This is a genomic window from Patulibacter sp. NPDC049589, from assembly GCF_040675535.1.
Classification (GTDB): Bacteria; Actinomycetota; Thermoleophilia; order Solirubrobacterales; family Solirubrobacteraceae; genus Patulibacter.
This window is the reverse complement of record NZ_JBFAPC010000222.1, coordinates 1-7,128: the sequence shown is the minus strand read 5'-3', so window position 1 is coordinate 7,128 and position 7,128 is coordinate 1. Positions and strand designations below refer to the sequence as shown.

The 7,128-nt window shown below is 76.7% G+C and carries 4 protein-coding genes; all 4 read left to right on the top strand.

The window, feature by feature from the left end; translation table 11 throughout:
• On the top strand, positions 1-1,011 hold a 1,011-nt coding region (locus tag AB0L40_RS25330; RefSeq protein ID WP_364361174.1), incomplete at its 5' end, for a molybdopterin molybdotransferase MoeA.
• Between the two features lie 169 nt (positions 1,012-1,180).
• Complete coding sequence (locus AB0L40_RS25325; protein ID WP_364361172.1) at positions 1,181-3,088, top strand: alpha/beta fold hydrolase; 1,908 nt, start codon at positions 1,181-1,183, stop codon at positions 3,086-3,088.
• A gap of 605 nt (positions 3,089-3,693) precedes the next feature.
• Positions 3,694-4,899 carry a hypothetical protein gene (locus AB0L40_RS25320; RefSeq protein WP_364361170.1) on the top strand — a complete coding sequence of 402 codons (1,206 nt, stop codon included), beginning with the start codon at positions 3,694-3,696 and terminating at the stop codon, positions 4,897-4,899.
• A gap of 945 nt (positions 4,900-5,844) precedes the next feature.
• On the top strand, positions 5,845-6,129 hold the full coding sequence (locus AB0L40_RS25315; protein ID WP_364361168.1) for an antibiotic biosynthesis monooxygenase family protein: 285 nt from the start codon (positions 5,845-5,847) through the stop codon (positions 6,127-6,129).
• Positions 6,130-7,128 lie beyond the last annotated feature (999 nt).

The following is a 7,128-nucleotide window of genomic DNA, read 5'->3' as shown; positions in this document are numbered from 1 at the left end:
GGCCGGCCCGCGGACGTCGCGGTGCTCGCCGGCGGCGCGCTGCGGATCAGCACCGGCGCCCGGCTGCCGGCCGGGGCCGACGCGGTCGTGCGGGTCGAGGACGCCGAGGCCGTGGGCGGGGAGGACGTCGAAGCGGTCGGCGGGGAGGGCGCGGTCGCCGTCCGGGTGGCGGTCGACCCCGGCCGCGACGTGCGCCGCGCGGGGGAGGACGTCGCGCCGGGCGACGTCGCCGTCCGCGCCGGCGAGCGGCTGCACCTCGGCCACGTCGCGCTGTTGGCCGGCCTCGGAGCGACCGTCGTCGCGTGCCGTCGCCGTCCGCGGGCACTCGTGGTCGTCACCGGCGACGAGGTCGCGGCAACCGGCGACGCGCCGGGCGACGGCGGGATCCACGACGTGGGCGGCCCCGCGCTCGCCGCGCTGCTGCGGGCGTCCGGCGCCGACGTGCTCGCCGTCCGCCACGCCGGCGACGACCGCGACGGGACGATCGCGGCGTTCTCCGACCACGACGCCGACCTCGTGATCAGCAGCGGCGGCGTGTCGGTCGGGCCGCACGACCACGTCCGCGGGGCGCTCGCGGCGCTGGGGGCCGACGAGCGGATCGCGGGCCTGGCGCTCCAGCCCGGCCGTCCGACGTGGCTGGGGAGCGTGCCCGGCGAGCACGGCCCGCGGCCGGTCCTGGCGCTCCCCGGCAACCCCGGCGCCGCGATCACGGTCGCGGCCCTGCTCCTGCCGCCGCTGCTCGGAGGGATGACCGGGCGGGCCCCGGCCGCGCCGCTCCGCGCCCGGCTGACGGCGGCGACCCACGGCGACGCCCGCCGGGTCCGCGCGCTGCGGGTCGCGCTCGGGGAGGACGCCGACGGCGGCCGCACGGCCACGGTGCTGCAGGCGCAGCAGCCCCACCGCCTCGCCTCGTTCCCGGCGACGACGGCGTTCGCGCTCTTGCCGGCCGCGGACGGGCCGCTGCCGGCGGGGGCCGTGGTCGAGGTCGTCGTGGTGCCGGCGGGCGCGTAGGCGACGACGGGGTCGCGGCCGGGCCGGCCGTCCCCGTCGGGCTCGCCGGCAGCGTCCGTCCCGGTGCGCGTGCCCCTGCGGTGCGCGGGGACGGCGACCCACGCGGTCGCCGACCGCGGGGCCGGGATTCGATCCCCGCTCCTTTGCTACCAACGGTAGGCTGGCGCGCATGTCACGTTCCCGTCTCGCGGTCGCCGGGCTCGCCGCGGCCCTCGCGTTCGCCGCCGTCCCAGCTGCCGCCTCGGCCGAGCAGGTCACGATCACGTCGTTCGACGGCACGAAGATCGATGCGGACTTCCAGCCGGCGGACGGGCTGAAGGCGGGGGAGAAGGCGCCGACGATCGTCATGACGCACGGCTTCGCGCTGGTGCGCGAGAGCACGGAGCTGGGGCTCCCGGGCGCGCTGGGCCAGGTCGCGGCCGGCGCCTTCCGCAAGGACGGCTACAACACGATCACGTACGACTCGCGCGGCTTCGGGCGCTCGGGCGGCGAGATCCAGCTCGACTCGCCGGACTACGAGGGGCGCGACGCGTCGGCGGTCGTCTCCTACGTCGCGACGCGTCCGGAGGCCCAGCTCGACAAGCCGGGCGACCCGCGGGTCGGCATGCACGGCGCGTCGTACGGCGGCGGCGTCCAGTGGGCCGCGGCGTCGCGCGATCCGCGCATCGACGCGCTCACGCCCGCGATCTCGTGGACGTCCCTGGTGCAGGCGCTCGGCCGCGACGGACGGCTGAAGCTCGGGTGGGGGCTGCCGCTCGTCGGCGCCGGCGAGGTCAGCGGGCTGGCGCTCGGCGTGCTCGCGCCGCAGGGTCTCGAGCTGGGCGCGTTCGAGCCCCGGCTCGTCTCGCTGGCGCTGCAGGGCGCGGTCACGGGCAAGGCCGGGCCGGAGCTCACCGACTACCTCCGTGCGCGGTCCACCGGCGAGGCGATCGCGAAGGTCCACGCGCCGGCGCTGATCCTCCAGGGCACGGCCGACACGCTCTTCGGGCTCGCGCAGTCGATCGAGATGCGGCGCCTGCTGCGTCAGGCCGGCACGCCGACGAAGGTCCTCTGGTTCTGCGGCGGCCACGGCGTCTGCCTCACCGGCAACGGCGCCGCCGACGTCCTGCAGCCCCGGGTGCTGGCCTGGATGGACCGCTGGCTGAAGGGCGACACGAAGGCCGACGTCGGTCCCGCCTTCGAGTGGGTCTCCGACGACGGCAAGCTCCGCAGCGCCGCGGACCTGCCGCTGAAGCCCGCCGGCGAGATCACGGCGCAGGGCTCCGGCCGCCTGGCGATCACGCCGCTGGGCACGGCGTCGGGGCTGCTGATCGCCGCGACGCGCGCCCTGAACGCCGTCGAGGTGCCGATCCCCGCGCAGACGACCGCGAAGGACGTCGTCGGGGAGCCCGTGCTGCGCCTGAAGTACCGGGGCACGTCCACGGACACGAGCTCGCACCTCTTCGCGCAGCTCGTCGACGAGGACCGCGGCGTCGTCGTCGGCAACCAGGTCACGCCGATCCCGGTGACGCTCGACGGCCAGGAGCACGAGATCGAGCGGCCGCTCGAGGGCGTCGCGATGCACGTGAGCCCGGGCAGCCATTACCGCCTGCAGGTCAGCGACGGCTCCAACGTCTACGGGATCACCACCGGCCTCGGGTCGGTCGACCTGGCCGACGTGCGTGTGACCCTGCCGGTCGGCGACGCCGCCGGGACCACCGCGGACCCGGCCTACACGGGCACCGTGCCGGCCGCGACGCCGGCGCCCGCCACCCCGGCGAAGAAGGCCGCCAAGGCCCGGACGACCCGCATCCGCCTGACGACCTTCCGCCGCCGCGGCGTCCTGCTGCGCGGCGACGTCGCGAAGGCCCGGCGCGTGCGGGTCTCCCTCGTCGTCTCGAAGGCGACGGCGAAGCGGCTGCGACTGAGGACACGGACGATCGCGACCGGCCGGACGACGTCGCGCCGCGCCTGGTCGCTGCGACTGAAGCCGACGGCGAAGGTGGCGACCGCGCTGCGCCGGCGGGCGTCGAGCACCGCGACGGTGCGGGTGTCGAGCGGGACCGCGCGGACGGCGAAGGTCGTCGTGCGGCGGTAGGGCGCGGGCGGCCGCGGGCGGGCCGGTCGTCTACGCGCCGCGGCCGGCGGGCCGACTCGGTCAGCCCGCCGGGCGGAGGACGAGTCGTCCCGTCGCCCCCGGCGCGGTCAGGTCGTGCTCGACGTCGGCGAGCCCGCCGCCCCCGCGACATCGAGGGCCTCCTCGCCCGGCTCGAGCGTCGCCGGCCGGTCGGCGGTCGTGCCGGACGGGACGCGTCGGCGGCGACGAGGTGCCGGCCTCGTGGACGACGACCAGCAGGGCGACGCCGGCGAGCGACGCCCCACGACACGCGCACGGGGGAGATGCGTGGCCGTGATCGTCGCGACCCCCGGTCGGCGTGCGGGGCGCGGCACGCCAGGGAGCGGCGGCGCGCCACGGGCGGCGGCGGCAGGCCCCCCCCGACCTGGGGGCGGGCGAGGCCGTCCGTGGCCCGGCGGACCGTCGCCGGGCTGTTCCCGAGCGCGAGAACGGGAGCACATCCGTCGTCCATCACCGGTGTGGCGAGCCCATTATCTCGCGTTCATGTCCGGCCCTGATGGTGTCCCCAGGCCGGACGACGCACGTCGGAGTCCGGCCGCTTCAACGAACGATCACGGAGGTTCTGTATGACCGCTCGCACGAAGACCCTGGCCCTGCTGGCCGCTGGCTCCACCGTCGTGGGCAGCGCCCTCGGCGCCGCCGGCGCGACCGCGCAGCCGACCACGAAGACCCCCGCCGGTGGCGACGGTGCCGCCGCCGGTCAGCACGGCGTCGGCCACCACCACGCCAAGAAGCAGGCCGTCCGCAAGCTGGCCCGCGCCCTGCACGTCAGCCCGAAGGAGCTCCGCGGCGCCCTGCGCGACGCGGCGAAGGACTCCGGCAAGGCCGGCGCCGACGAGCTCGCCACGGCCCTCGGCGTCACGCCGAAGGAGCTGAAGGCCGCCTTCGAGAAGGCCCAGGACGTCCTCACCGGCGGCGCCGACGACGGCACCACGCCGGCGCCCGGCACCGACGGCTCCGCGCCGCAGCAGCCCGGTGACGGCAGCTCGACGACGCCGGACGCGCCGACCGACGGCACGAAGACGCCGGCTCCGACCGACGACTCGACGACCCCCGCGCCGACCGACGGCACCAAGACGCCGGCTCCGACCGACGACTCGACGACCGGCACCGACAAGCCGGCCCCGACCGACGGCTCGACCACGACCGCGCCGACCGACGGGGCCACCACGGCCCCGACGGACGGCACCACGACGTCCCCGTCCGACGGCTCGACGCCCGCCGCTCCCGGCGACGGCGGCTCGACCACCCCGGGTGGTCCCGCCGACGGCGGCAAGCCCGCGCCGGCCGGTCCCGACGCGCAGGCCCAGAAGCTCGTCGCGGCCCTCGCCGACGCCCTCGGCACCGACGCCGACAAGGTGACCTCGGCGCTGGATCAGGCGCGACAGGAGGCGAAGAAGGTCTTCGTCTCGTCGCTCGCCGACTCCCTGGACCGCACCGACAAGCAGGTCCAGAAGGCGCTCGACGCCCTGAAGCCGGGCGACCGTCCCGACCAGGGCTCCACCCCGGGCGACGGCGGCTCGGCCCCCGCCCCGACCCCCGGCACCGGCACGACCCCGGCCCCCGGCACCGGCACGACCCCGGCCCCCGGCACCGGCACGACCCCGGCCCCCGGCACCGGCACGACCCCGGATCCGGGCACCGGCACGACCCCCGCCCCGGGCACCGGCGAGACGCCGGCCCCCGGCACCGGCGACACCACGCCGGCCCCGGCCCCGGGTACGCCCGAGACGCCGGGCTCCGGTCAGACGGCGCCCTCCCCGGCGGTCTGATTCCCACGCGGTCCGGGCGGCGCGAGTCGCCCGGACCGCGGTGTGGAGGACGCAGGACGTAGGACGCGGTTCCCACGGCGCCGGCCCGGGGGCCGTAGGAGACGGGTCCCGGTGGCGACGGCCCGGGGGACGCACGACGGCGGTTCCGGTGGCGACGGCCCGGGGACGCACGACGGCGGTCCCGGTGGCGACGGCCCGGGGAACGCACGACAGGGTCCCCGCGGCGACGGCCCGGGGGCTGCAGGACGCGGAAAGGGGTCCCGGCGGCGACGGCTGCCGGGACCGCAGGCGTCGCTACCGCCTCGGCCCCCGGATCGCGGAAGCGATCGATCGGCCCACGGGTCGCGCGGGCGACGAGGACCAGGAAACCTCCCTCCGGGGTAGTAAGTCTGGTGACCGCCGACGCTCGTCGCGGGTCGCCGACCGCCCCGGCGACGAGGACCAGGAGACCTTCCTCCGAGGTTCCAAGTCCGGTGACGATCGCCGGCCGTCCCGGTTCGCCGACGGCCCCGGCGACGCACACCAGGAAACCTCCCTCCGGGGTAGCAAGTCTGGTGACCGCCGACGCTCGTCGCGGGTCGCCGACCGCCCCGGCGACGAGGACCAGAAGACCTTCCTCCGAGGTACCAAGTCCGGTGACCATCGCCGACCGTCCCGGTTCGCCGACGGCCCCGGCGACGCACACCAGGAAACCTCCCTCCCGGGTACGACCGCTGCCGACCGCTACGGCTCGCCACCGCCCCCGGCGACGCACACCAGGAAACCTCCCTCCGGGGAGTGAGACCTGGTGGCCGGCGAGCCCGCTCGTCGGCCACCCCGCCTCGCTGCGACTCGGGTCGCCACGCACGACGGCGGCTCCCTCGGCCGATGAGTTCGCGGGCCCGGGCCGGTCCCCGGTCCGACGGATCCCGTACCGGGCCGTCGCCCGACCCGAGGATCCTCCCCGTGCTCATCGTCTCCGGACACCTCCGCATCGCCCCCGGCCGCCGCGACGCGTTCGCCGCGGCCTCGCTCGAGGCCGTCGTCCTGGCCCGTGAGGCCCCGGGGTGCCTCGACTTCGTCGTCTCCGCGGACCCGCTGGACCCGGACCGCATCAACGTCTTCGAGCGCTGGTCGTCGACGGACGAGCTGCTCGCCTTCCGCGGCGACGGCCCCGACGACGGGATGTGGGCGGACATCGTCGGCGCCGACGTCCACCGCTACGAGATCGCGTCGGTCGGACCGGCCTGAGCACGTCCTCCGACGTGCGGCGCCTTGGTCTCCCGGGTTCCGCGTGTCCCGGATCCGGCTTGTCCCGCGCCGCGGGCCGAGGCGCGTCTCGTCACCCCGGCCGCCCTGCGTCGGCCGGCCACTCGGTGTCGGCCGGCCACCCGGCGCCGGCCGTTTGCCCCGCACCGGCCGTTTGCCCCGCGCCGGCCGTTCGCCCGGCGCCGGCCGTTCGCCCCGCGCCCGCCGGCTGACCCACGCCCGCCGGCTGACCACGCCCGCCGGCTGACCACGCCCGCCGGCTGACCACGCCCGCCGGCCGGCGAGCGCCTCCGCGACGGAGATGCGCGTGCCCCCGCGGTCATGTTCCCCATGAATCGTCCTATTCACCTGGCGAATTGCGCTACAGGAAGCGACCTTCGGCGACGGCGACGGCGACGGCGACGACCGTCTGGTCCGCTTCGGGGGCTCCACGGTTGTGTGCCCGACGTGAGGCCTCGGCGGCCCTCGGCGGCACCGACCGCCCCATCGACTTCGGGACCTCGAGGGTCCAGAACTCGATTTCTGGCTCGGCTCACCGCCCCGCGTCCGTCGGTGCCATCGACTTCGATACCGCCAGGGTTCACAACTCGATGCCTGGCCGGCCCACCGCGCCGCCTCCGTCGGTCCCATCGAATTCGGGAGTTCCAGGTTCCAGAATTCGATGCCTGGGTCGGCCACCCACCTGCCTCCGCCTGTCCCATCGAATTCGGGACCGCCAGGGTTCACAACTCGATGCCCGGCCCGCCGCACCGACCCGCACCCGCCGCTCCCATCGACTTCGGTACCCCCAGGGTCTACAACTCGATGCGCGGCCCACCGACCCGCGATCGCCGGGTCATCGATTTTGGCCCCTCCACGGTCCGCGACGCGACGCCCGCCGTCCCGCCGTCCCGCCGCCCCCCAGATCCGCGGGCCGCCCTTGACTTCAAGCGCTTGAGGTTTCGCGTACGGCCCCCATGACGTCCACGACGACCCGGGACC

Bases quoted from the DNA above. Each gene is read 5' to 3' on its own strand.
- AB0L40_RS25325 (WP_364361172.1), top strand. From the start codon at position 1,181: ATGTCACGTTCCCGTCTCGCGGTCGCCGGGCTCGCCGCGGCCCTCGCG.
- AB0L40_RS25320 (WP_364361170.1), top strand. From the start codon at position 3,694: ATGACCGCTCGCACGAAGACCCTGGCCCTGCTGGCCGCTGGCTCCACC.